Raw genomic sequence first — 25,952 nt, 5'->3', positions numbered from 1 at the left:
GATCATCACGGTATCGATAGTGCTGAAGGCATCTTTCAGGGAGGTTGGGAATATGGAGCTTTACAGGAGAGCCGATGTCCCGGCGGAGATGAGGGCGAAGGATCTGCTTTCGAGGATGACTCTCGATGAAAAGATCGCACAGCTCGGGTCGGTCTGGGGTTACGAGTTGCTCGACGAAAAGGGAAACTTCTCCGAGCAGAGGGCCAACCAGCTGCTGAAACACGGCATAGGACAGATAACCAGACCCGGTGGGGCGACGAACCTGGAACCGGCGGAAGTGGTCAAATTCGTTAACCAGATTCAGAAGTACCTGGTTGAAAACACCAGGCTTGGCATTCCAGCGATGATACACGAGGAGTGTCTCGCGGGGTACATGGGCCTGGGCGCAACGAACTTCCCGCAACCCATAGCGATGGCGAGCACGTGGGATCCTGAACTTGTCAACCGCGTGGCGAGGGCCATCGGTAGCGATCTGAGAAAGGTGGGGGCTCACCAGGGTCTGGCACCCGTTGCGGACGTGGTGAGAGACCCCAGGTGGGGAAGGACGGAAGAAACTTTCGGTGAATCGCCTTATCTCGTGGCGCGCATGACGACTGCTTACGTGCAGGGGATACAGGAGAATGGTGTTGTGGCCACCACGAAACATTTTGTGGCTTACGGTGCTTCGGAAGGCGGCAGGAACTGGGCTCCAAGCAACGTGAGTCCACGAGAACTGCGCGAAGTGTTCATGCTGCCGTTCGAAGCGGCAGTGAAGTGTGCGAACGTGCTGTCCGTGATGAACGCTTACAGCGAGATCGATGGTGTTCCATGCGCATGTTCGGAAGAACTTTTGACCGAAACGCTCAGAAAAGAGTGGGGCTTCAAAGGCATAGTCGTTTCTGACTATTTCGCGGTGGACGTGCTCAGGAGTTATCACAGAGTTGCGAAGGACAAAGCGCAGGCGGCAAAGCTCGCCCTGGAAGCGGGCATCGATATAGAACTTCCGGGCATCGATTGCTACCGCGAGCTGAAGAGGCTCGTCGAAACTGGAGAACTTTCTGAAACTGTGCTCGACGAAGCAGTCTACAGGGTGCTTTTGATGAAGTTCAAGCTCGGACTGTTCGAGAATCCTTACGTGGAAGACTGTGAATCGCTCCCGAGGCACTACGATCTTGCGCTCGAAACGGCGAGAAAATCGATCGTCCTTCTGAAGAACGATGGAACGTTGCCACTGAAGAAAGGGCTCAAAGTTGCACTCGTGGGACCGAACGCGAAGAACGTACGCAACCTGTTCGGTGATTATTCTTACTACACGCACATAAGGGGACTGCTCGACACGGTGAACTTCGCGGACATAAACGCGCCGAGGTTCAACCTCAAGAAGGTAGAGGAAATGGTCAACAAGGAGCTTTCAAGAATCATGAGCGTCTACGATGCGCTGAAACAGGAAGGCGTGGATGTGGAATGGGCGGAAGGCTGTGGCGTGCTCGAAGGAACTGAACAAGACATTCGCGAGGCGGTGAAGCTGGCGGAGCGGTGCGATGTGGTTGTGGCCGTGCTGGGCGACAGAGCGGGTCTGACAAAAGATTGCACATCTGGTGAATCGAGAGACAGCGCGAATCTGAGACTGCCAGGCTTGCAGGAGAAGCTGCTCTCGGAACTCGCAAAGACGGGCAAACCCATCGTGCTGGTGCTCATCACGGGCAGGCCTTACGCGCTGAGTGATTTTGTAGACAGAGTCAACGCGATAGTGGAAGCCTGGTTGCCCGGTGAGGCTGGAGGACAGGCGATCGCGGAGGTGTTGCTCGGAAAGGTGAATCCTTCTGGAAAGCTTCCGATCAGTTTCCCGAGGAGTGCCGGTCAACTTCCCGTCTTCCATTACGTGAAACCGTCGGGTGGAAGGTCACACTGGCACAAAGACTACGTGGACGAACCTGTCGAACCGCTCTATCCGTTTGGACACGGACTTTCCTACACGAAGTTCGAATACAGCAACTTCAAAATTCAACCCGCCAAGGTTCCAACGGGAGATCAGATCGTCATCAAGGTCGATGTGAAAAACGTGGGTGACGTGGAAGGAGAAGAAGTTGTTCAGCTCTACGTTGGCCGGGAGTACGCATCGGTCACAAGGCCGGTGAAGGAACTGAAAGGCTTCGCCAGGGTGCACCTCAAGCCCGGTGAGAAGAAAACGGTCACGTTCAAGGTACACACCGACGTGCTGGCGTACTACAACAAACGCATGGAACTCGTCGTCGAACCAGGTGTGTACAGGTTCATGGTCGGGGCTTCGTCTGTGGACATAAAGTATTCTGGTGAAGTCGAGCTCACGGGTGAGGAAAGAAAGGTTCCGACCATGAGGAAGTTCTTCAGCGAAGTGGAGGTATTCTGATATGCCTCAGTACGATCTGCCCTTAGAACAGTTGCGACAGTACCTTCCGGAAAGAAAAGAAGAACCAGACTTCGATGACTTCTGGCGTCAGACCATAGAGGAGAGTCTGAGCCGTTTCGAACCACCACGATTGGAAAAGGTGGACTTTGGGTTGGATCTTCTCGATACTTACGATGTGACGTTCAGCGGGTACATGGGGCAGAAGATCAAGGCGTGGCTGATCCTCCCGAAAAATGCCCGGGAGAAACTGCCGTGCGTGGTTGAGTTCATCGGTTACGGTGGGGGCAGGGGTTACCCGTACGACTGGTTGCTGTACGCGTGTGCGAACTTCGGGCATTTCGTCATGGACACGCGGGGACAGGGCAGTGGCTGGCTCAAAGGTGATACGCCGGATTATGAACCTTCCTATGGGCCACAGTATCCCGGTTTCATGACGAGGGGAATACTCGACCCGAAGACCTACTACTACAGGAGGGTATTCACGGACGCAGTAATGGCGGTTGAATCCGTTCGGCATCTCGAACAAATCGACGCAGAAAGGATCGCCGTGGGGGGTATGAGCCAGGGCGGCGGCATAGCGCTCGCCGCCGCGGCTCTTTCTCAAGGGGTGAAGGGACTGGTCTGCGACGTACCGTTTCTGTGCCATTTCGAGCGCGCCGTCAAACTTGTGGACACCACACCGTACGCCGAGATCAGCAGGTACTGCAAGATCCATCCAGATAAAACGGAAACTGTTTTCAGGACGCTCTCTTACTTCGACGGTGTGAACTTCGCTGCAAGGGCGAAGTGTCCGGCGCTCTTCTCCGTTGCCCTCATGGACGACATATGCCCACCGTCGACAATCTTCGCCGCCTACAATCATTACGCGGGTCCCAAGCGGATCGAGATCTATCCGTTCGCCGGTCACGAGGGAGGGGGATCACACCAGACGAAAAAGAAGATAGAATTTTTGAAAGAGATCTTTTACCGCAAGGGGGTATAGAACTTGAAATACAACTCGCCGTGGATCAAGGTTCTCAATAAAAGAAACGTCCTGAAGATAGTCCACGAAAACCGACCCCTTTCGCGATCGGAGATCTCCGAAATCACGGGTTTGACCCCGAGCAGCGTCACGAGGATCACGAAGGAACTGATAGAGGAAGGCTTCGTACAGGAAGTCGGTTCCGAGGGAAAGAATTCCCCTGGAAGGCGCCGAATCCTGCTCGACATCAAGAGCGATGCGTTCATCAGCCTCGTCTTCGATGTTGGCGTGAACGTGACCACATATGGTCTCGGTTACTTCGACGGGACCGTTACACTCGGTGGATCGTTCGAGACTCCGAAAGCCCCAGAAAAGTTCTTCGAGAAAGTCAAAGAGATCTTCGACAGGTACTCTGCAACCAAGAAGATCAACCGCGTTTCGCTTTCGGTGCCCGGCATGGTGGACATGGAAGAGAACCGGATCCTCATGGCACCGAACCTCGGCTGGCGCGATGTGGTGATAAACGATTTTCTGAAACTTGACATTCCGATCCTGGCGGACAACGAGGCCAACCTTTCTGTACTGGCGGAGAAGTACCACTCAGAAGATATGAAGGACGTGAAGGAAGCAGTGTTCATAGTGATCAGAGAAGGTGTCGGTACGGGAGTGCTGATCGATGGAAAACTCTACCGCGGCCCAACTTACACCGCCGGTGAAGCGGGCCACATGACCGTGGACATGCGTTCGGACAAACGCTGTCACTGTTCGAACAGAGGTTGCTGGGAACTGTTCGCTTCGATCAACTGGGCCATACAGCACTACGAAGGTAAGCTCGAAGGAAAGAACGCGATCGAGAAGTTCGCGTCTTTGAAAAAGAAACAGGACAGCAGGAAGGTTCTGGAGAAACTCGCCGAGAACATCGCGATCGGTGTGGTGAACATCGTGAACATTCTCAATCCACAGATCGTCATCCTTGGTGGGGAGGTTCAGGACCTCGGCGAATATTTCTACAGGATCATCGAGGAGGAGGTCAAACGCAGGGCGCTGAAAGACGCAACCAAAGAGCTGAAGATAAGGCCCTCGATCTTTGGGACCGTGAGTTCGAACCTCGTTGGAGCTGCGGTCCTCGCGGTGGAAAACATCATCGAGAACGTGACGTGAGGTGATGGCCGTGGAACTGTTCGTCGGTCTGGATCTCGGTACGACGGGTGTTAAGGGCTTACTGGTGGACGCTGAGGGGAAGATTCTGGCGATACACGGTGAAAAGTTGTCCCTCTCGACACCCAGGCCAGCCTGGGCGGAGCAGGATCCTCACGACTGGTGGAATGCGGTTGTGAAAGTGCTGAAGGCGCTCTCGAGTGAAGCTTCGAGGATCGGTGGAACGATAAGAGCCCTCGCCACGAGTGGGCAGATGCACAGCCTTGTGATCATCGACCGAGAGAACCGTGTGCTCAGGGATGCGATACTGTGGTGCGATCAGAGAACCTACGCTGAATGCGAGGAAGCGACGAACCTGCTGGGAGGCGAAGAACAGGTTCTGAAGATGGTGGGTAACCCGATCCTGACGGGCTTCACGCTGCCGAAACTTCTCTGGTTGAGAAAGAACGAACCCGAAGTGTACGAGAAGATCCACAAGATGATGCTTCCGAAGGACTTCATCAATTTCATGCTCACGGGCAACGTCACGACGGAGCATTCGGACGCATCGGGCACGACGATGTACAACGTTTCGAAAATGTGCTGGAACGACGATGTGCTTTCGGTTCTGAAAATAAAGAAAGAGATCCTTCCTGAAATTTTGCCTTCCAACGGAATCGTTGGCAAGGTGAAGCGCGAGATCGCTGAAGAGCTCAACCTGAAAGATACAGTCGTCGTCGCGGGTGGTGCGGACAACGCGTGTGCGGCGCTCGGTGTCGGTGTGATCGAACCGGGTGACGTGATGGTGAGCCTGGGGACTTCTGGGACGGTGGTCGCACCAACGCTCACAGGCTCTTTCGACCCGAAAGGAAGGGTTCACTTCTTTGCGCACACCGTGCCGAACGTGAGGTACCACATGGGTGTGATGCTGACGGCGACGTATTCGCTGGAGTGGTTCAAAGAGAGATTCCTGAGTGAGAACTACGATGAGATAAACGAACAGGTGGCGCAGGTGCCGATCGGATCGAACGGAATTCTGTTTCTGCCTTATCTGAACGGTGAAAGAACTCCGCACAGAGATCCACACGCGAGGGGTGTGTTCTTCGGACTCTCCTCCTTCCATTCCAAATGGGACGTGGTGCGGGCGATCTTCGAAGGTGTGGCGTTTGGAATCAAGGATTCCTTCGAAATACTCAAAGAACTGGGGTTGAATCCAAAGCGCGTGCGCATCGCTGGCGGAGGATCGAAGAGCAGAGTGTGGAACCAGATGATCGCGGACGCGCTGGGTGTTGAGATAGAAAAGCCCTTCGTGGACGAAGGCGCTTCGTACGGTGCGGCGATGCTGGCGTGTTCAGGTTATTTCAACCTGGACGTCAGGAAGATATCCAGAGAGTGGTTCAAACTGAAGGAATCGACCAGACCAGATCGCAAGAACGGCGATAGATATGAAAAGTTCTACCAGACGTTCAGAAAACTTTATTCAACTTTGAAGGACATGTTCAGGGAGGGGCAGAACTGAGGCGCACGCTGGTCTACCTTTTCCTGCTGATCAACGTGTTGCTTTGCTTCTACACGCTTTTCGAAGCGTACAGGTTTTTTTACACCGTCGCGGCTCTGTTTGGCATGAAACCGGAGCTCATGAACGCCCTGGGCAAGTTTTTCATCGTTGTATTTGGTGTGGTCCTCATAGGGATGATGGTTTACTTCGAAGATCGTTACAGGAGCGCATCTGAGAAGGGTTCAAAAAAGTTGCTGGCACGCTTTTTCATCTTCTCCGGGATTCAGCTGCTCCTGATCGCCCTGTTTCAGAGTCCGTTCTTTTTCACACTGGGTTACAGGCTCGGCTGGGCGGAGTATGTGAAATATTTCATCAAACCTGCGCTCGGTCTCCTGCTCGTGCTCTCTTCGTTGAGCCTCAGTTCAAAGCACAGTCACTGAGCTTTAACCAGGAATGAATCGAGTTAGATTGACATGTAAAATCGCGAAAAAGGAAAAGCAAGAGAGTAAGAGTGAGGAACGAGCGAAAAAACTATTCCATAAACCGCGTTGTTCTGGTTAAAGTTGGAAAGATCTGCGCGAACAACCTTGACATGAGCATAACGATTGTGTCAAGATAATTCCGGCCGGTAAAGAAAAAATGGGGGTTGATCCATGCTCACGTACCTTTTGAGAAGGCTCCTGTTTGCGATACCATTGCTTTTCGTCATAGCGGTGGTTTCTTTCATCATCATCGAGTTGCCGCCAGGAGATTATTTGACAGTCTACGTGATGAACCTGAAACAGAGCGGTGAGGCGATCGATGAAGCAGCTCTACAAGTGCTGAGGACTCGCTACGGGCTCGACAAACCACTCCTGGTAAGGTTCTTCATCTGGTTCAAGGGTGTGCTGAAGGGCGATTTCGGCTACTCGTTCATGTGGGAAAAGCCTGTCAGCGAGCTCATAGGTCCCAAGCTCTGGTACACCGTGCTCATCTCTGTGCTGTCGACTGTGTTCGCGTGGGCCTTCGGCTTTCTCATCGGTGTTTATTCTGGTATACACCAGTACTCGATAGGCGATTATACCTTCACGGTGCTCGGTTACATAGGGCTTGCAACACCAAACTTCTTGCTCGCCCTGATACTGCTTTGGGCTGTCTACACGACGTTTGGTGTCAGCCTGGGCGGTCTGTTCTCACCGGAGTACGCGAACGCTCCGTGGAGCTGGGCGAAATTCGTGGACCTGTTGAAGCACATATGGTTGCCCGTGATCGTGATAGGTACCGGGAGCATGGCTGGTTTGATAAGGATCCTGCGGGCCAATTTGCTGGACGAGCTGGAAAAACCTTACGTGGTCGCGGCGAGAGCGAGGGGTGTACCGGAGAAGGAACTTTACTGGAAGTACCCGCTTCGTGTCGCGGTCATTCCGTTCGCGAGCACCGCGGGATGGGTGTTGCCTGAAATCGTTTCTGGAGCGGTCGTGACCGGGATCGTCCTGAACCTTCCGACCGTGGGTGTGATATTGCTCGATGCACTCAGATCCCAGGACATGTACCTTGCCGGGAGTCTGGTGATGTTTTTGAGCATATTCACTATCGTTGGAACGATCATTTCGGATATCATCCTCGCCTGGCTGGATCCCAGGATACGGTTCGAGTGAGGTATCGACGATGGTGGGGAAGAAAAAGGAAAAAATCAAGACCGAAGAGATATACCTTGCCTCTGAATGGAAACTGATCTGGTGGAGGTTCAAGAAAAACAAACTCGCCGTCTTTGGACTCATCGTTCTGTTCGTGCTGTACATTCTTGGAATCTTCTGTGAGTTCTTCGCACCCTACAATCCCGAGAAGATCTATTCGATGTACGTGTATGCCCCTCCACAGCGGATACACTTCTTCAAGGATGGAAAGCTCACAAGGCCGTTCGTCTACGGGTTCAAAGTCGAACGCGACCCACAGACACTCAGAAAGATATACAAAGAAGATCCTTCCAAAGTTTACCCGATCAAGTTCTTCGTGAGAGGCGATGAGTACAAATTCTGGGGCGTGTGGAAGACGAACATACACTTCTTCGGTGTCGAACGGGGAACGATGTTCTTGCTCGGGACAGACCGAATGGGTCGTGACGTTCTGTCTCGCGTGCTGTACGGAGCGAGGATATCGACCACGATAGGTCTGGTTGGAGTCTTTCTGAGCATGTTGCTGGGCATCCTCATAGGTGGGATCTCGGGTTATTACGGTGGCTGGGTGGACAATTTCGTGCAGAGATCGATCGAGTTCATCAGGAGTATCCCCACGATACCACTGTGGATGGCACTCGCTGCGGCACTGCCACGGTACTGGTCACAGATCAGGGTTTATTTCGGTATCACTGTGATCCTTTCTCTCGTGGGTTGGACGGGACTGGCACGCGTCGTTCGGAGCAAGTTCCTCGCACTCAAGGAAGAGGACTTCGTCGTTGCGGCGAGGCTCGCAGGTGCCAGCGAGTTCAGAGTCATCTTCAAACACATGTTGCCAGCGCTCACCAGCCATCTCATCGCTTCTGTAACGCTCGCGATACCTGGCATGATCCTGGGTGAAACGGGCCTGAGTTTCCTTGGACTGGGTCTCAGATCTCCTGCGATAAGCTGGGGCGTGTTGCTCCAGGAGGCTCAGAACATAAGAACGGTCGCTTTGTATCCGTGGCTTCTCTCGCCCGCGTTCTTCGTCATACTGACGGTCCTGTGTTTCAATTTTGTCGGCGACGGTTTGAGGGACGCGGCGGATCCTTACAAAACTTGAGGGGATGGCATGAGGAAGGTTTTAGAGGTCAGGAACCTGCGGACTTACTTCGAACTGGTTGAAGGCAAGGTTAGAGCCGTCGACGGTGTCAATCTCCAGCTGAACGAGGGAGAAGTCCTCGGTATCGTCGGCGAATCGGGCTGTGGCAAGAGCGTCACGGCACTCTCCATCATGAGGATACTGCCAAAGTCGGCCAGGATAGTGGACGGAGAGATCCTGTTCTGGAACGAGAAGGGTGTTCTTGACCTGGCGAAACTGGACGCCGATGGAGAAGAAATGAGAAACATGAGGGGAAAGGACATAGCCATGATCTTTCAGGAACCGGCGGCGTGTTTCGCACCGGTGTACACGGTCGGTGCCCAGATGATCGAAGCCATAACGTTGCACGAAAACATGTCAAAGCAAGAAGCCAGAAGGTTGGCTCTGAGGATGCTGGAGAAGGTCAGGATACCGAATCCGGAACAGGTTCTGGATCGGTACCCGTTCCAGCTTTCGGGAGGGATGCTGCAGAGGTGCATGATCGCCATGGCCCTGGCACTGAATCCGAAGGTCCTGATAGCCGACGAGCCGACCACGGCGCTCGACGTGACGATCCAGGCGCAGATTCTGTACCTGGTGAAACAGCTTCAAAAGGAGTACAGATCGGCCATCATGTGGATCACACACGATATGGGCGTGATCGCTCAGATCGCCGACAGGGTGGCAGTCATGTATCTCGGTCACATAGTTGAGACGGCGAGGGTGAAAGATCTTTTCCGAAACCCAATGCACCCTTACACGCGCGCACTTTTGAAATCCATACCGCGGCTGGCTCAAAGGAAGACGAAGCTGGAAGCCATCAAAGGGATCGTGCCGGACCCTTACAACCTTCCCGCTGGTTGCAGGTACCACAACAGGTGTGACAGTTTCATCGAAGGACTCTGTGATAAACAGGAACCGATCGAAGTGGAAGTTGGAGAAGAACACATGGTGAAGTGCTTCCTGTATGGAGGTAAGTGAGTTGAAAACGGGCCAGAAGTTGCTCGAAGTGAGGAATCTGAAAAAGTACTTTCCGATCGAAAAGGGTCTCTTCAAAAAAGTTGTGGGTTATGTCAAGGCGGTCGATGGAATAAGCTTCGATCTCTTCGAAGGTGAGACGCTCGCCCTTGTGGGAGAATCCGGTTGCGGTAAGACGACCACGGCGCGCTGCATACTGCGAGCGATCGATCCAACTGAAGGCGAGATACTGCTCAACGTCGATGGGAAAGTGGTCGACGTGGCGAAACTGTCGAAGAAAGAGCTGAAACCTCTGAGAAGGTACATGCAGCTGATCTTTCAGAACCCGTACACGTCCCTCAACCCGCGTTTGAAGGTCAAGGAGATCGTCGGAGAGCCTCTGCTCGTGAACAGAATAGCCAAGGGTAAGGAACTCGAGGAAAAAGTTGCCGAGTTGCTGGAAGCTGTTGGCCTCAGACCGGAATACATGATCAGGTATCCCCACGCGTTCAGCGGTGGTCAGAGACAGAGGATCGTCATCGCCAGGGCGCTGGCTCTCAGGCCGAAGCTCGTCATCTGCGACGAACCAGTGGCCGCATTGGATGTGTCGATTCGCGCTCAGATTCTCAACTTGCTCATGGAACTTCAGGAAAAGTTCAAACTGACGTACCTGTTCATCTCGCACGATTTGAGCGTTGTCCAGCACGTGAGCGACCGGGTAGCGGTGATGTACCTCGGAAGGATCGTTGAACTGGCGCACACGGAGGAGCTGTTCAACTCGCCGAAGCATCCTTACACTGAGTCCTTGCTACTGTCGGTTCCAAAACCTGATCCGGATGCGGCTGGAGAGTTGAAACCTATCGAGGGAGAGGTACCGAGCCCCATCAACCCACCACCCGGATGCCATTTTCATCCGAGATGTCCGTACGCGGAAGAAGTCTGCAGAACCGTGGTACCGGAGTTCCGCAACGTTGGTTCGGAGGAAGTCCCACACTATGTGGCCTGCCACTTCGCAGAAAAACTCTCTCTAAGGAGTGTGCGACAACTTTAGAAGGGGGGATTTTCATGAAGGTTCGCCTGCTGCTGATGTTAGTCCTGACAATGGCCGTGGTCTGGGCCTTCGGTTGGGGTGTGTACGCGACGCCTGCCGAGATGGAGAAGTTGACGGGCAAAAAGATCACGCAGTACAAGGAGTCTCCGATGCTGACGGAGCTTGTCAAGCAGGGAAAGTTGCCACCAGTTGAGCAGAGACTCCCGGAAGAACCTCTGGTGGTCATACCACACGAAGAGGTTGGCCAGTTCGGTGGAACGTGGAGGAGAGTCTGGAAGGGTCTGGCAGACCAGTGGGGAATCTACAAGATCGTGGAGCCGCACCTGGTGTACTGGGACATGGAAGGTGGTTCCTTCCTGCCCGGTCTTGCCAAGGCGTGGGACATACTCGAGAACGGAAGAATATACATCTTCTATCTGAGGAAAGGCGTCAAGTGGTCGGATGGACATCCTTACACAGCCGATGACATCCTCTTCTGGGTCGAGGACATCGTCGGGAACGATGAGCTCACACCGACCAAGCCAGAATGGTTCAAGATCGGTGGCGTGCAAACCAAGGTCACCAAGATCGACGATTACACGATCAAATTCGAATTCGGTAAGCCTTACGCACTGTTCATGCCCCAGGTAGCGTACAGCACCGGGTTCACTGGCGCTCCGAAACATTATCTCAAGCAGTTCCATCCGAAGTACACACCCATGGAGAAGATTCAGGAAGAGATGCGGAAAGTTGCCGGCGTCAACACGTGGGTCGATCTCTTCAACCAGAAGAACAACATCGTGAGGAACGTGGAACTGCCGGTGCTGGGAACCTGGAAAGCCATCACCGATCCGTCGGAACCCTTCTACGTGCTGGAGAGAAATCCGTACTTCTGGGCGGTGGACATCGAGGGTAACCAGCTGCCGTACATCGACTACATCAGACACGAATACGTGACAGACAACGAAATCATCCTGTTGAGGGCGGTGTCCGGTCAAATCGACATGCAGTGGAGGCACATAGGTGGTCTCGCGTCGGGAGCCGGCAACTACACACTGCTCAAGGAGAATGAGAAGAAAGGCGATTACAGGGTTCTGAACTGGATCGCAGCCAACGGGTCCGTCAGCAGGGTGTCGTTGAACCCGGCACATCCCGATCCAGTTTTGAGACAGGTGTTCAACGATGTGAGGTTCAGAAGGGCCCTGTCTCTGGCGATCAACAGGGAAGAGATCAGCGAAGTGCTGTTCAATGGTATGGCCAAACCGAGGCAGGCTTCGTTTGTCAGCGGTTCAGCTTACTACGATCCCGAGTGGGAGAAAGCCTACGCAGACTACGATCCAGACCAGGCGAACAAACTGCTCGATGAAATGGGTTTGAAATGGGATGCAAAGCACGAGTACAGATTGCTCCCGGATGGAAGACCGCTGAGGTTCACGGTCGAAGTCACAGGACAGATGCACGCAGACATCTGGACGATGGTGAAGGAGCACTGGAAGAAGATAGGTGTGTGGATCGAAGTGAACAACATCGAAAGGTCCCTGCTCGAAACCAGGATGGGTACCGGCGAATACGATGCGGCCGTGTGGGCGTTCGACAGAGCAGCCCAACCGCTCGCTTCCCCGATGCTCACCTTCCCCGGCGTGACTGTGTACAGTGATTGGTGGTACGCACCATGGACCACCTGGATCCAGGCGTATCTGAAGGGTGAAACACCTCCAGCCGATGCGGAGGTCCCGCCTGAAGATGTGATAAGACTCGTGGATCTGTGGCTCAAGATACAGACAGCCACGAGCGACGAAGAGATCAAAGAATACATGAGGGAAGTTACGAAGATCCACAGAGAGAACCTGTGGCTCATAGGCACGGTGGGTGAAGATCTGTCTCCAGCCGTGGTGAAGAACAACTTCAGAAACGTTCCGGAAAAGATCGTGACCGACGACGTGCTGAGAAGCCCGCTCAACGCCATGCCCATGCAGTTCTTCATCAAGCAGAAGTGATCCTTTTGTGTGTTCAATCTGGGGGCCTACCCGGACGGTAGGCCCTTTTTAAAATCTTGAAGGTGGTGATGTGCCTTGATAATGCCTGGACAAGAGGAGTTTCTGTACGGTGGAGAGTGCTACCCGGAACAGTGGAACGAGGAAATCTTCAGGAAGGATTTGAAGTGGATGAAAGAGGCGCACATGAACATCGCAACCGTAGGGGTGTTCTGCTGGTCCTTGATACAGAGAGACGAGAACAGCTACGATTTTTCCTTTCTGGACAGAGCACTCGAAATTCTGGAGAAAGAAGGTTTCTTCGTTTGCTTGGCGACACCGACGGCTGCTCCACCTTTGTGGATGACCCGAAAGTACCCCGAGATCCTTGCGGTTGATGCGAACGGTCACAGAAGAACTCCTGGGGGCAGGGCGAACTTCTGTCCGAACAGCGAAAAATACAGACAGTTCGCTGCGAACATCGCCGAAAAACTGGCTGAGAGGTACAAAAGTTATAAACCTTTGATCCTCTGGCATGTGAACAACGAGTACGCGAACTACTGTTACTGTGAAGTGTGCGAACGGAAGTTCAGAGAATGGTTGAAAAAGAAGTACGGCTCGCTGGAAGAGTTGAACAGAAGCTGGTACACCCAGTTCTGGGGTCAGACGATCTACGACTGGGAAGAGATCACTGTACCGACAGCACGGAACCTTCTGCTGTTCAGAAAGGACAGATTTCAGTCGATCAATCCCGCGATCTATCAGGATTACAGAAGGTTCATGAACGAGAGCCTGCTCGAATGCTTCGAGTTGGAATACCAGGCCTTGAAAAAGCACACACCGCACGTACCGATCACCACGAACCTCATGGCCACCTTCAAACCGCTCGATTACTTCCTCTGGGCCAGAAAAATGGACGTGATATCCTGGGACAGCTATCCGGATTACACCGAAGACTATGCGAAGGTATCTTTGAGATGCGCGCTCATGAGGGGAGCCGCAGACGGAAAACCTGTCTTGCTCATGGAGCAATCACCCTCGCAGGCGATCTGGAAATGGTACAACCACCAGAAATCTGAATCGGCTCTGAGGCTACATACGTTTCAAACCATCGCCCACGGTGCGGACGGAGCACTCTATTTTCAGATCCGCCAGTCTCGGGGAGGATGTGAACGCTTCCATGGAGCCGTGATAACACATGCCAACAGCAACGAGACCCGGGTCTTCAGAGCTGTCAAGCGTGTTGGACAGGATCTGAGCAGGCTCGAACCAGAAATCCTTGGCACGCGGGTTCACTCGCGGACTGCCGTTCTGTTCGACTGGAACAGCTGGTGGGCGCTGGAGGACAGTCCGGGGCCAAACATCGACTTCACCTACCTTCAGGAAGTTGAGAAGTACTACAGAGCCCTGCTGAGGATGAACACTGGTGTGGACATCCTCTCGGTAGAACAGGATTTCAGCAAGTACAGAGCCATCTTCGCGCCGGCACTGTTCATGCTGAACGAGAAAACGGCCAGAAAAATCAGAGAGTACGTTGAAGCTGGTGGAGTGTTCGTTGCCACAACGATGAGTGGAATCGTCGACGAGAACAACCTCGCGTGGCTGGGAGGTTATCTGGCGTCACTGAACGATGTTTTTGGAGTGCGGATCGAGGAGTTCGACGCCTTCCCACCCGACGAAGAAAGAAAAATGACCTTCATGGGAAAAAGCTATGTTGTGAAACTGCTCGAGAGTTTGATAAAGGTCGAAGGAGCAAGCGTGCTTGGCACTTACGTAGATGGTATCTATGCGAACCAGCCCTGTGTAACAGTGAACGGGTATGGCTCTGGCACAGCGTACTACATCGCGTCCTGCGCCTCACAGGAATTCTGTAACGACTTTGTGCGCTACGTGATCGAACAGCACGGTATTGAAACTGTTTGCGATGGACCGTCCGACGGCCTCGAGATCGTCAAAAGACGGAGCGAAGATGGAAGAACTTATCTGTTCGTCATGAATTTCAGTAAGGAGCGAAAAGAGATCTGTTTGAAAGAAGGAAGGTGGCGGGACATTCTGAGCGGTCAGCTGTTCTCCGAGAAGTTGGTTCTGGATGCTGAGGACGTTCTGGTTCTGGAAAGGATCGATCAATGAGGTGATGAAGATGGATCAGTACGAAATGTGCTGGCTCGAATACAAAAAACTGCCAGAGGAGGAACTTTCCTGGTACAGAGAATGGTTCAAAAGGATCGTTCTGCTCGCCGATCGTGAAGAGGTGAAGACTGCGCTCACCGAGCTGAAACTGTTTGCCAAGTGTGCGCTCGATCTTGAACCTTCGATCGAACACAGCTTCAAGAAGAAAAAGGCGTTAGTGCTCGGTCGGATCGGGAAACTCGCCGAACTCTTTGAGACGCCAGAGCTGCACGAAGAAGGTTTCTTCATTCTCCACAGGAACGTTCATGGCACGGAATCGCTCGTTGTTGGAGCGGAAAGATCGTCAGGTTTTGTCCACGCTGTGTTTGAACTCATCAAGCGCGTTAGGCTGGGCGAACGCGTAGAGACGATGAACGTGATCTCTGAGCCGGCGATGCCTTTAAGGATGGTCAACCACTGGGACAATATGGACGGTTCGGTCGAAAGAGGGTACGCTGGAAGATCGATTTTCTTCGAAAACGGTCGCATCGTGATGAACCGAAGGACCAGGGATTACGCCAGATTGCTCGCTTCGATCGGTATCAACGGCGTGGTGTTGAACAACGTGAACGTGAGAAATGAAGCTGTGAAACTGATCGACGATGAAAGATATCTGAGGAAGCTGTCAGCGCTGGCAGATCTGTTCAGAGATTATGGCATAAAGATCTATCTCAGTGTGAATTTCGCTTCACCGATGATCCTCGGCGGTCTGGAAACGGCAGATCCGCTGGATCGAAGAGTCAGAAATTGGTGGAAGAATCAGGCTAAGAAGATCTACAGCTTCGTACCAGACTTCGGCGGTTTTCTCGTCAAGGCAGATTCAGAATTCAACCCAGGTCCACACTTTTTCGGTAGAACGCACGTGGATGGGGCGAACATGCTGGCCGAAGCGCTCGAGCCGTTCGGGGGCGTCGTGATCTGGCGCACGTTCGTTTACAACTGTCTGCAGGACTGGAGGGACCATTCAACTGACAGGGCGAAGGCAGCCTACGACAATTTCAAGCCTCTCGATGGTCAGTTCAGCGACAACGTGATCCTTCAGACCAAGTTTGGACCGATGGACTTTCAGGTGAGGGAGCCCGTTTCGCCGCTGTTCGGGGCACTGGAGCGGACCAACCAAATGCTCGAACTTCAGATCACGCAGGAGTACACCGGTCAGCAGGTACATCTGTGTTATCTTGGAACGTTCTGGAAGGAAGTGCTCGACTTTGACACCTTTGCGAAGGGAGAGGGATCCTTCGTCAAGAGGATCGTGGACGGTACGCTCTTCGGAAGGAAGCTCTGCGGTGTGGCTGGCGTTTCGAACGTTGGTACGGATCCGAACTGGACGGGACACGACCTTGCGCAGGCCAACCTGTACACCTTTGGAAGACTCGCGTGGAACCCTGATGAGCGCGTGGAGAAGATCGTGAGGGAATGGATTGTTCTGACTTTCGGTAACGATGAAAAAGTGATGAACAACATCGAGTACATGCTGATGAAATCTCACAGAACTTACGAGAAGTACACGACCCCGTTCGGGCTCGGCTGGATGGTGAATCCGAACCATCACTACGGTCCGAATCCCGAAGGTTACGAATACTCGAAGTGGGGCACGTACCACAGGGCAAACTGGGAGGCGATCGGGGTCGATAGAACGTCGAGAGGAACAGGTTTCACGCTCCAGTATCGCTCACCCTGGCGCGAGATCTTCGACAGCATAGAAACGTGTCCGGAAGATCTCCTTCTGTTTTTCCATCGGGTCCGCTACGATCACAGGTTGAAATCCGGTAAGACCCTGATCCAGGCGATGTACGATCTGCACTTCGAAGGAGTTGAAGAAGTCGAAGAATTCGTGAAGAAATGGCAGGAACTCGAAGGCAGGATCGATCCGGTCAGGTACAAACGTGTGCTCGAGAGATTGACGATGCAGCTGGAACATGCAAAAGAATGGAGGGACGTCATCAACACGTACTTTTACCGAAGAACGGGCATACCAGACGAGAGAGGGAGAAAGATTTATCCGTGACGTACTGGTGGAATTTGACAAACTGAGCGCCGCTTTTTGCCCGCCTCATTTCGACGACGTGAGAAACACGATCTTAGCGTACGTGGAACATATTTGACGAAATAGTTGACACTTTTGCAATAACATGATATGATATGTCATGATGAGTGCCGCCAGACAGAAACCCATGTACAGGGTGGTAAAGGAGTACCTGCTGAACAAAATAAAGACAGGAGAGTTGATGCCAGACGACAGGATCCCGTCTGAAAAAGAGTTAATGGACATGTTTCAGGTGAGCAGAATTACGGTCAGAAAAGCCATAGACGAGCTGGTGATAGAGGGTTATCTTTACAGGTTGCAAGGTATAGGAAGCTTCGTGAAGAAGAAGGAAGAGATGGGACAGACATCGAACCTGATCGGTGTTTTTCTCAGTTCGGCCTCTGATCTTCTGAGTATTGGGATACTCAAAGGCATCGAACAACACATCTCGAGCCTGGGTTTCCACGCCGTGGTTCAGTTCGCAGACGAAAACAGCTCTTCGGAGTGGGAGAAGTTTAAAAAATTCCTGGAACTGAACGTGTCCGGTTTCATAGTGTTTCCACACCTGAGCATGTCGCAGAACGAGCTAATCAAGCAGCTTCTCACAGAACGCCGACCGATTGTCTTCGTAGACAGGACGGTGGAGGGATTAGATGGATATTCGGTCGAATCGGACAACCAGAAAGGGGCTTACGATGTTACGAAACACTTGATCGAGGTGCACGGGTGTAAAAAGATAGCTTTCGTCACGTGGGAGACGACGAAAGTGAGTAGTGTAAGAGACAGATTTCGCGGAGCCAGTTTAGCTTGTAGCGAATCGAACGCGAGCCTGACACTGATCGAAGTACGCAGAGGTAGCGTAAGAGAACAATGCAAGGCGCTGAAGAGTTTTGACGCCGTTTTTGCGTGTACAGATCTTCTGGCCGTCGAGGTCATATCTGGACTACAGATGCTTGGAATGAATGTTCCGAAAGATATCGCTGTGGTAGGGTTCGACGACCTACTCTTCAGCGATTTCGTGCGCCCAAGTCTAACGACTGTCAGACAATACCCCGAACGGATGGGGGAAAAGGCTGCGGCGATACTGCTCTCACTGTTGAGCTGGGGAGACGTTCCGATCAAGAAACATTATGTTCCGACGAAACTGGTTGTGAGAAATTCTTGCGGGTGCATGGAACACCCGCATTCGTGAGGGGGTGTTTTTATGAAGAGGTTGCTGGTGCTGGTCCTCGTGTTAGCCATGGCTGCTTTCATCTTTGGTGAGAAGGTAACAATCATCGCCAACGCGATCAAGGGTGGAAAAAACACCCAGGTGGTTGACTGGTTCGAAAAGTACATACCAGAGATCGAGAAAGAACTCGGAATAGACATCGAACTGATTCAGACCGGTATAAAGGATGAAGACTTCAAAGCAAGGATCGTCCTCGACATCAAAGGTGGCGGTGGAGCGGACATACTCTGGATCGATGGTTTCTGGGTCCCGGAATTCGTTGAGGCGGGATATCTGAGACCCATCGATGACATCCTCGCCGAGATACCGGCGTGGAAGTACTACTATGACTCCATGAAAGCGATGGGAAGCTACAAAGGTAAAACGTATCTGATACCCGCAAGCACTGATGTGAGGATGATCTACTACAACAAGGAGTTGTTCAAGAAGGCTGGAATACCCATACCATGGCAGCCCAGGAGCTGGGAAGACATCATCAAAACGGCGAGGATCATCAAGGAAAAATTGCCCGGTGTGATACCGATCCAGCTGAACGCAGGTACAGAAATGGGTGAAGCAACGACAATGCAGGGTTTCTTCATGGTCCTGCTCGGTGCGGGTGGCAACCTGTACGACTGGGAAACCGGAAAGTGGATCATCAAGAGTAGCGCTTTGCGTGACACCCTTAACTTTTACAAGCGGATCTACGTTGACGAGAAGCTTGGGGATGCGGCTCTGCAAGTTTCGGCCGGCGCGAGAGAGAAAACGTTTGAACTGTTCAGGCAGGAAAAGATCGCCATGTATGTTGAAGGAACCTGGTTCTACACGTCCGTGTTGAATCCCAACAACCCGTCCTGGGGCTTCCCAGATAGGGATGAGCGCATCGGATGGGCTGCGATGCCAGGCCGCGGTAAGCCGGGTGATCCGGAGTTTGTTTCTATCTCTGGCGGTACGGGTTTTGCTGTTAACATCAACTGCAAGAATCCAAAACTGGTTGCGGAAGTGCTGAAGAGATTACTTTACATCGAGCCACAGCTGTCTTACTTCGAAATGAAACCTTTCGTGTCTCCGAGATCCGATCTCGCAGATTCCTGCTGGACTGTGAACAAGGATAAATTCATTGCGGAGACGAGCCGTGCACTGGTCAAGTACACAACGTTCAGACCGGCGTTCCCCGTTTATCCTGAGATTTCCTTCCAGGCTCAGCTTCTGACTGAGAGAGTCGTCACGGGTCAGATGAGCGTTGATAAAGCCATCGAGGAATTTGCAAAAGAGGTCACGAGGATCGTTGGGAAAGAAAATGTCATAGAGAAACCGTGAGGAAGACGAAGGGCGGGCATTGCCCGCCCTTTTCGAGGTGGATCGAGTGAGAAAATCGTTGATGGGGAAGAAAGTCGTTGTCCTTCTGTTGATACCTGCCCTCGCACTGATCTTTATTTTTCTCATCCTGCCAGGTCTCTGGGTCTTGAAAATCGGCATGACGAACGAAACACTCACCGGGGCAAAGGCACGAAATCCTGATTTCGTTGGTTTTGAAAATTACGCGAAGGTTCTGAGCGATAGATTTTTCTACAACGCGCTGCGAGTGACCTTGCTTTTCGTTCTTGGGTCCGCGATCGTTGGTCAAGCAGGGCTCGGACTTTCGCTCGCACTGTTGACTTACAGAAAAAGGAAACTCAGAAGTTTCGTTCAAAGCGTTGTGATTCTGGCGTGGATCATTCCCGAGGTCGTGGTGGCGTACCTCTGGATCGCTTTCCTCGACAAAGATTATGGGACACTGAACATGCTGCTCTCTGTTCTGGGTTTGAGAAAGGTGAACTGGTTTTACGAGTATCCGTTGCCCACCATCATCACTTTCAACATTTGGCGTGGTACGGCCTATTCGATGCTCTTGTTTTCAGCTGCGTTGGAAACGATTCCTCCGTCTTATCTCGAAACGGCCGACGTCATTGGTGTTTCTGCTTGGAGAAAGTTCAAAGACATCATATTCCCCAACATAAAGTCATACACCCTGACAGATCTGATTCTCATCACCCTCTGGACCTTCAACGTGTTCACTCCCTACTTGCTCACGGGCGGGGGGCCGTCGTTCAGAACAGAACTTCTGTCGATATACATCTACAGAACCGCCTTCAGGTACTTCAAGCTGGGTTATGGTGCATCGATCGCAACCATTGCGCTTCTGATCAACTTCGCGCTCGCCATGTTTTATCTGAGTCTTTCAAGGAGGAAAAAGGCATGAAAGATCCTCGAAGGTTCAGTAGAATCGTTTCCTACATATTGCTTGCTCCTATACTTGCTTTCTTCATTTCTCCGATCGTCTGGCTTTTCGTAACGCCCTTTTCCGTCAGACCTTCTCTCTTCATTTCTTTCGATGGGTTCACACTGAACAATTTTGTGAGAGTCTTTCAAAACAGGACAGCGATCATCGCCTTCCGCAACAGCTTGGTCATTTCGGTGTCAGTGGTCGCTCTTGTGACAACGTGTGCTCTGTTCGCAGCTTACGTGTTTTCCAGGCACGATTTCAGGGGAAGAAACGTCCTTTTGTATGTACTGGTGCTTTTTTCGAGCGTGGTCAGCGGTGCGGCTGCGATGGTTCCCATATTCGTGCTGAATCTCAGACTCGGCCTTGTTAACAAAGAGCTCGGCGTGATTCTCACGCTTTCCGGGGGCATCATGCCGACGGCGTTGTTCATCTTGAAGGACTTCTTCGACTCGATTCCGAGAACTTACGAAGAGGCTGCTCTCGTCGATGGCAGTTCTCCCATGCAGGTGATGTTCCGCATTTTCTTGCCGCTATCGAGCAAGGGCATAATAGTCATCGCAATGCTCGTGTTCGCGCAATCGTGGAGCAACTTCCTCATACCCTTTGTCCTGTTGAGGTCCGCGAGTAAATATCCCGTTTCTGTGGCGATATACACCTTCTTCAGCGAAGTGGGTGTCCCGGACATCGGGATGATATCAGCGTACTCGCTCCTTTACACGTTACCAGTGATATTCACATACGTGCTGATTGAGAGAAAGTTCGGTTTTTCCTTTTACGGCGGCATCAAAGGTTGAGGAGGGAAGAGTCTTGTCCTGGATCGTGCTGGAGAATGTAACGAAGCGATTTTCGAATGTCGTTGCCGTACAGAGTGTGAGCTTACAGATAGAAAAGCAAGACTTTTTCACGCTGCTCGGTCCATCCGGTTGCGGTAAGACGACGACTCTCAGGTTGATCGCAGGCCTCGAGTTTCCAGACGAGGGGCGAATATACATCGCCGGTAGGGACGTGACGATGGAGCTTCCAAAGCACAGAAACGTGGCGATGGTCTTTCAGAATTATGCGCTCTATCCTCACATGACGGTGAGGGAAAACATCGCTTATCCTCTCGTTGTGAGAAAGATTCCCAAGGACGAAGTCAGAAAGAAAGTCGCCTTCGTCGCGGAGAGCCTGCAGATCTCTGAACTGCTCGACAGATACCCTCAACAGATCAGTGGGGGTCAGCAACAGAGAGTAGCGCTGGCACGGGCGGTGATTCAGACGCCCAACGTTTTTCTCCTCGACGAACCTTTGAGTAACCTCGACGCAAAGCTGAGAATAGAAGCGAGGAGTTTTCTCAAGAGATTGAGTATGGAACTTGGAACGAGCGTTGTTTACGTGACGCACGATCAGTCCGAAGCGATGGCACTCTCAACGAAAATAGCTGTGATGAACCAAGGCCGTGTGCTGCAAGTAGGTACACCGAGAGAGATTTACGATAAACCGATCAACACTTTCGTGGCATCTTTTATTGGTAATCCACCGATGAACATCATTGAATGTTACTTCGATGGTTCAACGTGTGTTCTGGAGGGCCGAAGGATCGACCTTTCGGAACTATCCCTGGTCGCGTTTCCGAGAGGGAAGGGATTCATAGGCATAAGACCTGAGAACGTACTTTTGGATGCAAAGAACGGAGAGATTGCCGGTGAAGTGTACGTGGTCGAGCCACTCGGTTTTGAAACGATCGTGACAGTGAAGATAAACAGCTGTTCCGTGAAAGTTTTGGTTTTCGAAGATGTACCCTATAAGACTGGTGATAAAGTATTCCTGAGGCTGAGGAAAGATAAGTTGCACGTGTTCGATGAGAACGGTGTGCGGATACTTAGGAGAGATGAACTGTGATCTTCGAAGGAAAAATAGAACTCTGCGAAAGCAAAACAGTGAAAAAGATCATCTTCGACGTGCCCACTAATGCAAGTGAACTCATCGTACGTTTTGAATATTCCCCCACGTCTATTGGTCCGCTCCAGAACCATGTGAATCTTCTCTTTCACGACTCGCTCGGAAGGTTCATGGGTAGGTACGACAGAGGTACGAAAAACTTCGTCGTAGGCCTGGATGCAAGTGAAGCCGCCGTCAGAGGTAAACCCCTTCCTGGAAAGTGGACGGTGTTTTTCGAGAACCATCAACTTTTCTGCGATGTTCGTTACAAACTCGAGATCGTGGTCGAAGGGAACGAGGAGTTCCACACATTCAAAGGTGAACTCCACACGCATTCACGACACAGCGATGGATTGCTCAGTGTGGAAGAACTTTCGACATTTTTGAAGAAGAAGGGTTTCGATTTCTTTTTTCTAACCGACCACAGCAACGTCTCGGGCTGGCGAGAACTGGGCAGTGTGGCTGGAGCTGTAGGTTTCCCGGGTCAGGAATTGAACACCTTCAAAGGCCACGCGCTCGTTTTGGGTGCAAAAACCTTCGTGGACTGGAAAGACGAAGAGGGTCAGGAAAAAGATTTTTCTACGATCGTTCGTGAGGTACACGGTCAGGGAGCTCTCGTTGGTGTGGCTCATCCGTTTGCGATGGGAGACCCCGTGTGTGTGGGATGCAAATGGACATACGCGTTTGATCCCTTCAGTTTGGACTTCGTAGAAGTTTGGAACGCGGACCTGTCCAGAGTTGAACTCAACTACGAGGCGGTTGGAAATTGGCTGAAGGCGGTGAGGAGCGGGAAAAGAATAACGGCTACGGCAGGAAGGGATCTTCACAAACGGGACGAATCCGACTGGATGTCGAATTACGTTTCGGCGAGGGGGATGGAACTTTCGGAGATCCTGTGGGCGATCAAGTCTGGCAGAGTGTACCTGTCCTCTGTTGGAGAGATAAAGATAGATGTCTCCGGAAAGAGTGTCGGTGATACGGTTTTCCATAGAGGATCAGTAGTGTTGAGGGTGGAAAACCTGCCCAGACTGAGCTTGCTCGTTGTGAGAAAGAGAGAAGTACAGCGATTCGATGTGTGTGGAAGCTTTGAAAAGAAGATCGATGTAGAAGAACCAGAGGATGTGCTGATCCTGATGGGATTCGACAGCGAAGTTAGACCCGCCCTGATAGTCAACCCAATCTTCTTGATTCGAGGTGATCCTTCATGAAAAAAGTCTTTGTCGTGACGCACACGCACTGGGACAGGGAATGGTACACGACGTTTGAAATCTACCGGCAGAGGCTTTCGATCCTCCTGAACGAGCTCATGTCCATCTTCAAGTCTGAAGATTCTTTCAAGCACTTCCATCTGGATGGTCAGACGGTCGTGATAGAAGACTTCATCGAGAACGACGGGATCAAGGAAGAGTTCTTCAAACTCGTCCGTGAAGGAAAGATCTCCGTCGGACCGTGGTACGTACTTCCGGACGAGTTCTTGATAAGCGGCGAATCGTTGATAAGGAACTATCTGTACAGTCAGAGGCTTGCGAAGAAGTTCGATCTTCCTCTGAGCAGCATCGCGTACCTGCCAGACATGTTCGGCCACAACGCGTACACCCCCACGGTGCTGAAGGGCCTCGGGATGGACTGGGCAGTAGTGTGGCGCGGAGTGAACAACGTGAAAGGTACAACTTTTCTGTGGAGTTCACCGACAGGCGAATCGATAGACACGGTCTATCTCGTTCACAGTTACTCCAACGCGGCGCACTGGGACCACGACGAAGAGAGGTTCAAATCCCAGCTGCTGAAGGAAGCGAAGAATCTGGCAGAGCTCGATCCTGAGAATCCACCGCTCTTGATGAATGGAACGGACCACGAGATTCCCAGGCGCGATGTGGGAAAAATCCTCAAAGAGATCCACAACGAAGAGTTCGAGTTCGTTCACGCTTCGCTCCAGGAATACGTCTCACATTTGAAGAAGCCTGAAGAAAAGTTGATCGGAGAGCTGAGGAGCCCAAGGCACGCACCCATTTTGAAGGACGTGCTTTCGGCGAGGATCTGGGAAAAACTTCTACAGTTCGAGGCTGAAAAGCTGTATCTGCACTATCTGGAACCGCTCACTGCTGTAGCGAAGCTGGAAGGAAAAGCGGTGCCACAGGAAAGTTTGTGGTACGGCTGGAAACTGATTCTGCAGTGTCATCCACACGACAGCATCTGTGGTTGCAGCGTCGATGAGGTACACGGCAACGTTCAGGACAGATTGAGGAGGGCCATCAACCACGGCCGTGCACTCTTGATAAGGACACTGCTCGATCTCTGTGGAAGGATGATCGACAAACATGGCATCACAGTTTTCAATCCTGCAGAAAGGCAGTACGACGGTGTGATCGAGTTGAACGTGCGTTTGCCAGAAGGTGAGTGGAAATTGGTAGATGAAGAGGGAAACGAAGTCGAATCTGTCCTGGTTCCTCTGGACCGCTTCGAGATGGATACGAACCTGCTCGTGGAGTTCTACGCTCACCGTTCGACCAGCAGTGTTTTCGCAGGCCAGGGTCGCTGGTATAAATGCTTCGCAAAGACATCTCTCGAAGGACTATCTTTCAAACAGTTCAGATTCGTTACAGGTAAGGATGAAAAGCCGCGCAGTTTCACACCCATCTTCGAGGTGCTGGAGAACGCCACGCTGAAGGTCGAGCACGGTGGAGAACTGCTCGATGGTTTGTGCTATGTTGAAGACGTTGAAGATGTGGGAGACGAATACAATTACAGCTACGTGTGCCGGGAGAGGTACGACTCGAGGAACTGTGTCGCGAAGGTTCGCACCTTGCTCGATTCAGCCTTCGTGAAAAAAATAGAAGCGACCTTTTCGATGAACGTTCCTGCCAGGATCGCCGAAGATAGAAGGAGCAGATCTGAAGAGACCGTCACGATACCGTTCAGGTTCGTCTACACCTTCTACCGAGACGAGAAGAGGGTCGATGTGGACGTTCACTTCACCAACGCGGCGAAGGACCACAGGCTGAGCGTCGTGTTCCCTCTGAAAGGTCTGACCAAATTGATCACGGACGGTTACTTCGGGCCGGTTGAGAGGAAGATCGAAAGGTTCGAGGAAGATTGTTCTTCCTGGGCGGAACTGCCTGAAAACCAGTTTCCCACTTACTGGTTCGTGAGCGTGCCGGAGTACAGATTGACCATCGTCCCGAAGGGGCTCAGAGAAGTCTTCGTGGACGAGTCTGGCTTGCATTTGACGATCCTCAGGAGTGTGGGTTGGCTTTCGAGGAACGATCTGATCACACGACCCGGTCACGCGGGGCCCGCCTTCGAAACACCGAACGCACAAGGATTGGGCGAGCACAGGGTGAGCTTTTCGATCGTGCTCCACGATGATTACGGTATCGACAGGATCTACGAAGCTGCCAGACAGTGTACCATTGTTCCGTTCGCCGTCCAGGGAAGGTTCGAGAAAATTCCAGAGAAGATAGCTATCCAGATCGAGAAAGGTTTTGTTTCCACCTTTAAGCCCGCTGAATCGGGCGTGATCCTGAGACTGTTCTGCCCAGACGGTTCTCGTCCCTCGATGAAAACAGTTCGCCAGACCATCGAGCTGGATCTCGCGGAAAGGCCGTTGAGCGAAAGGACGAAGATAGAGCACGTGAGAACCTGGTTGGTCCACTGAAAGAAGT

At 52.1% G+C, this 25,952-nt stretch carries 19 protein-coding genes; all 19 read left to right on the top strand.

Annotation, left to right across the window (positions count from 1 at the left end; genetic code table 11):
• Positions 1–52 precede the first annotated feature (52 nt).
• The 19 genes from TSP01S_RS07070 to TSP01S_RS06980 all read left to right on the top strand — a co-directional run bounded on the left by TSP01S_RS07070 (position 53) and on the right by TSP01S_RS06980 (position 25,945).
• Positions 53–2,368 (top strand): glycoside hydrolase family 3 N-terminal domain-containing protein, encoded by a 2,316-nt coding sequence (locus tag TSP01S_RS07070; protein WP_041078598.1) that lies wholly within the window; start codon positions 53–55, stop codon positions 2,366–2,368.
• Position 2,369: 1 nt separating this feature from the next.
• On the top strand, positions 2,370–3,350 hold the full coding sequence (locus TSP01S_RS07065) for an acetylxylan esterase (RefSeq protein WP_041077398.1): 981 nt from the start codon (positions 2,370–2,372) through the stop codon (positions 3,348–3,350).
• 3 nt (positions 3,351–3,353) lie between these two features.
• Positions 3,354–4,490, top strand: a complete 1,137-nt coding sequence (locus tag TSP01S_RS07060) for an ROK family transcriptional regulator (protein ID WP_041077397.1) — start codon at positions 3,354–3,356, stop codon at positions 4,488–4,490.
• A 10-nt stretch (positions 4,491–4,500) separates the two neighbouring features.
• Positions 4,501–5,985, top strand: a complete 1,485-nt coding sequence (gene xylB / locus TSP01S_RS07055) for a xylulokinase (protein WP_041077396.1) — start codon at positions 4,501–4,503, stop codon at positions 5,983–5,985.
• Between the two features lie 38 nt (positions 5,986–6,023).
• Complete coding sequence (locus tag TSP01S_RS07050) at positions 6,024–6,404, top strand: hypothetical protein (RefSeq protein ID WP_144380646.1); 381 nt, start codon at positions 6,024–6,026, stop codon at positions 6,402–6,404.
• A 213-nt stretch (positions 6,405–6,617) separates the two neighbouring features.
• Positions 6,618–7,601, top strand: coding sequence for an ABC transporter permease (locus tag TSP01S_RS07045; protein WP_041077394.1), 984 nt, complete (start codon positions 6,618–6,620; stop codon positions 7,599–7,601).
• A gap of 10 nt (positions 7,602–7,611) precedes the next feature.
• Positions 7,612–8,721 (top strand): ABC transporter permease, encoded by a 1,110-nt coding sequence (locus TSP01S_RS07040; RefSeq protein WP_041077393.1) that lies wholly within the window; start codon positions 7,612–7,614, stop codon positions 8,719–8,721.
• Between the two features lie 9 nt (positions 8,722–8,730).
• Positions 8,731–9,720, top strand: a complete 990-nt coding sequence (locus TSP01S_RS07035; protein WP_041077392.1) for an ABC transporter ATP-binding protein — start codon at positions 8,731–8,733, stop codon at positions 9,718–9,720.
• 1 nt (position 9,721) lies between these two features.
• On the top strand, positions 9,722–10,747 hold the full coding sequence (locus TSP01S_RS07030) for an ABC transporter ATP-binding protein (protein ID WP_231848537.1): 1,026 nt from the start codon (positions 9,722–9,724) through the stop codon (positions 10,745–10,747).
• A 14-nt stretch (positions 10,748–10,761) separates the two neighbouring features.
• Positions 10,762–12,723 carry an ABC transporter substrate-binding protein gene (locus tag TSP01S_RS07025; RefSeq protein ID WP_041077390.1) on the top strand — a complete coding sequence of 654 codons (1,962 nt, stop codon included), beginning with the start codon at positions 10,762–10,764 and terminating at the stop codon, positions 12,721–12,723.
• An 81-nt stretch (positions 12,724–12,804) separates the two neighbouring features.
• Positions 12,805–14,829, top strand: a complete 2,025-nt coding sequence (locus TSP01S_RS07020; RefSeq protein WP_041078597.1) for a beta-galactosidase — start codon at positions 12,805–12,807, stop codon at positions 14,827–14,829.
• A gap of 10 nt (positions 14,830–14,839) precedes the next feature.
• Complete coding sequence (locus TSP01S_RS07015) at positions 14,840–16,876, top strand: alpha-glucuronidase family glycosyl hydrolase (protein WP_041078595.1); 2,037 nt, start codon at positions 14,840–14,842, stop codon at positions 16,874–16,876.
• A gap of 139 nt (positions 16,877–17,015) precedes the next feature.
• Complete coding sequence (locus tag TSP01S_RS07010; protein WP_041077389.1) at positions 17,016–18,086, top strand: GntR family transcriptional regulator; 1,071 nt, start codon at positions 17,016–17,018, stop codon at positions 18,084–18,086.
• 12 nt (positions 18,087–18,098) lie between these two features.
• Entirely contained in the window at positions 18,099–19,424 is a 1,326-nt protein-coding gene (locus tag TSP01S_RS07005; protein ID WP_041077388.1) for an extracellular solute-binding protein, read from the top strand.
• A gap of 46 nt (positions 19,425–19,470) precedes the next feature.
• Entirely contained in the window at positions 19,471–20,346 is an 876-nt protein-coding gene (locus TSP01S_RS07000) for a carbohydrate ABC transporter permease (protein ID WP_041077387.1), read from the top strand.
• Entirely contained in the window at positions 20,343–21,164 is an 822-nt protein-coding gene (locus tag TSP01S_RS06995) for a carbohydrate ABC transporter permease (RefSeq protein ID WP_041077386.1), read from the top strand. Before TSP01S_RS07000 ends, TSP01S_RS06995 begins: the two co-directional genes overlap by 4 nt.
• A 13-nt stretch (positions 21,165–21,177) precedes the next feature.
• Positions 21,178–22,251: an ABC transporter ATP-binding protein gene (locus tag TSP01S_RS06990; RefSeq protein WP_041077385.1), complete on the top strand. Its 1,074-nt coding sequence runs from the start codon at positions 21,178–21,180 to the stop codon at positions 22,249–22,251.
• Complete coding sequence (locus TSP01S_RS10105; protein ID WP_052463540.1) at positions 22,248–23,498, top strand: CehA/McbA family metallohydrolase; 1,251 nt, start codon at positions 22,248–22,250, stop codon at positions 23,496–23,498. The genes TSP01S_RS06990 and TSP01S_RS10105 overlap by 4 nt, the downstream gene beginning before the upstream one ends.
• Positions 23,495–25,945, top strand: a complete 2,451-nt coding sequence (locus TSP01S_RS06980; RefSeq protein ID WP_041077384.1) for a glycoside hydrolase family 38 N-terminal domain-containing protein — start codon at positions 23,495–23,497, stop codon at positions 25,943–25,945. Before TSP01S_RS10105 ends, TSP01S_RS06980 begins: the two co-directional genes overlap by 4 nt.
• Positions 25,946–25,952: the final 7 nt, after the last annotated feature.

Origin of the sequence: Thermotoga caldifontis AZM44c09, from assembly GCF_000828655.1 — a bacterium.
GTDB classification, from domain to species: domain Bacteria; phylum Thermotogota; class Thermotogae; order Thermotogales; family DSM-5069; genus Pseudothermotoga_A; species Pseudothermotoga_A caldifontis.
The sequence above is the reverse complement of the archived record's forward strand: the minus strand, read 5'-3'. Positions and strand labels throughout refer to the sequence as shown.